We start from the raw sequence: 2,833 nt of genomic DNA, 5'->3' as shown, positions 1-2,833 counted from the left end.
GTTGGCGGCGACCAACAGTGACGTTAACGGTATCAGCAACACCACCTTAGGGAATATCCTAGGTTTAACCTTTGATGGTGCGAACGAGGCCGATTATCAAGCGGCGATAGCGGCAGAGGCGAGCATCGCGGATGTGGCGGCGTTGCAAGCAGTGATCGACAGTGTTGATAGCAGCGTCGATGCTTTTGCCAGTGTGCAGTTGGCGGCGACGAACAGTGACGTTAACGGTATCAGCAACACCACCTTAGGGAATATCCTTGGTTTAACTTTTGATGGTGCGAACGAGGCCGATTATCAAGCGGCGATAGCGGCAGAGGCAAGCATTGCCGATGTGGCGGCGCTGCAAGTGCTGATTGACCGTGTGGACGCGAGCTTATTGGCGTTTGCCGAGGTTCAAACTTCGGCGACCAACAGTGACGTTAACGGTATTAGCAATACCACCCTAGGGAATATCCTGGGTTTAACCTTTGATGGTGCGAACGAGACCGCTTACCAAGCGGCGATAGCGGCAGAGGCAAGCATTGTCGATGTGGCGGCGCTGCAAGTGCTGATTGACCGTGTGGACGCGAGCTTATTGGCGTTTGCCGAGGTTCAAACGGCGGCGGCCGACAATGACGTTAACGGTATTAGCAATACCACCTTAGGGAATATCCTGGGTTTAACTTTTAATAGTGCGAACGAGGCCGATTACCAAGCGGCGATAGCGGCAGAGGCAAGCATTGTCGATGTGGCGGCGCTGCAAGTGCTGATTGACCGTGTGGATGCGAGCTTATTGGCGTTTTCTGAGGTTCAAACGGCGGCGACCAACAGTGACGTTAACGGTATTAGCAATACCACCCTAGGGAATATCCTGGGTTTAACCTTTGATGGTGCGAACGAGGCCGATTATCAAGCGGCGATAGCGGCAGAGGCAAGCATTGTCGATGTGGCGGCGTTGCAAGTGCTGATTGACCGTGTGGACGCGAGCTTATTGGCGTTTTCTGAGGTTCAAACGGCGGCGACCGAGAGTGACGTTAACGGTATCAGCAATACCACCTTAGGGAATATCCTAGGTTTAACCTTTGATGGTGCGAACGAGGCCGATTATCAAGCGGCGATAGCGGCAGAGGCAAGCATCGCGGATGTGGCGGCGTTGCAAGTGCTGATTGACCGTGTGGATGCGAGCTTATTGGCGTTTGCCGAGGTTCAAACGGCGGCGGCCGACAATGACGTTAACGGTATTAGCAATACCACCTTAGGGAATATCCTGGGTTTAACCTTTGATGGTGCGAACGAGGCCGATTATCAAGCGGCTGTAGCGGCAGAGGCAAGCATTGCCGATGTGGCGGCGCTGCAAGTGCTGATTGACCGTGTGGACGCGAGCTTATTGGCGTTTGCCGAGGTTCAAACTTCGGCGACCAACAGTGACGTTAACGGTATTAGCAATACCACCTTAGGGAATATCCTAGGTTTAACCTTTGATGGTGCGAACGAGGCCGATTACCAAGCGGCGATAGCGGCAGAGGCGAGCATCGTGGATGTGGTGGCGTTGCAAGCAGTGATCGACAGTGTTGATAACAGCGTCGATGCTTTTGCCAGTGTGCAGTTGGCGGCGACGAACAGTGACGTTACAGGTTTCAACACCACCACCCTAGGGAATATCCTGGGTTTAACCTTTGATGGTGCGAACGAGACCGCTTACCAAGAGGCTGTAGCGGCAGAGGCAAGCATTGCCGATGTGGCGGCGTTGCAAGTGCTGATTGACCGTGTGGATGCGAGCTTATTGGCGTTTGCCGAGGTTCAAACGGCGGCGGCCGACAATGACGTTAACGGTATCAGCAATGCCATCTTAGGGAATATCCTGGGTTTAACCTTTGATGGTGCGAACGAGGCCGATTATCAAGCGGCGATAGCGGCAGAGGCAAGCATTGCCGATGTGGCGGCGCTGCAAGTGCTGATTGACAGTGTTGATAACAGCGTCGATGCTTTTGCCAGTGTGCAGTTGGCGGCGACCAACAGTGACGTTAACGGTATTAGCAATGCCATCTTAGGGAATATCCTAGGTTTAACCTTTGATGGTGCGAACGAGACCGATTACCAAGCGGCGATAGCGGCAGAGGCGAGCATCGCGGATGTGGCGGCGTTGCAAGCAGTGATCGACAGTGTTGATAACAGCGTCGATGCTTTTGCCAGTGTGCAGTTGGCGGCGACGAACAGTGACGTTACAGGTTTCAACACCACCACCCTAGGGAATATCCTGGGTTTAACCTTTGATGGTGCGAACGAGACCGCTTACCAAGAGGCTGTAGCGGCAGAGGCAAGCATTGTCGATGTGTCGGCGCTGCAAGTGCTGATTGACCGTGTGGACGCGAGCTTATTGGCGTTTGCCGAGGTTCAAACGGCGGCGGCCGACAATGACGTTAACGGTATCAGCAATACCACCTTAGGGAATATCCTGGGTTTAACTTTTAATAGTGCGAACGAGGCCGATTACCAAGCGGCGATAGCGGCAGAGGCAAGCATTGTCGATGTGGCGGCGTTGCAAGCAGTGATCGACAGTGTTGATAACAGCGTCGATGCTTTTGCCAGTGTGCAGTTGGCGGCGACCAACAGTGACGTTAACGGTATCAGCAATGCCACCTTAGGGAATATCCTGGGTTTAACCTTTGATGGTGCGAACGAGACCGCTTACCAAGCGGCGATAGCGGCAGAGGCAAGCATCGCGGATGTGGCGGCGTTGCAAGCAGTGATCGACAGTGTTGATAACAGCGTCGATGCTTTTGCCAGTGTGCAGTTGGCGGCGACCGACAGTAACGTTAACGGTATCAGCAATGCCATCTTAGGGAATATCCTA

The 2,833-nt window shown here is 53.7% G+C and carries 1 protein-coding gene; it reads left to right on the top strand.

Features of this window, described 5'->3' with window-relative positions; translation table 11 throughout:
* The coding region (locus tag VTH8203_RS23360; RefSeq protein WP_208617801.1) for a beta strand repeat-containing protein at positions 1-2,833 on the top strand (2,833 nt) is incomplete at both ends.

Origin of the sequence: Vibrio thalassae (assembly GCF_900089835.1) — a bacterium.
Taxonomy (GTDB): domain Bacteria; phylum Pseudomonadota; class Gammaproteobacteria; order Enterobacterales; family Vibrionaceae; genus Vibrio; species Vibrio thalassae.
This window is presented reverse-complemented; position numbering and strand designations above follow the sequence as displayed.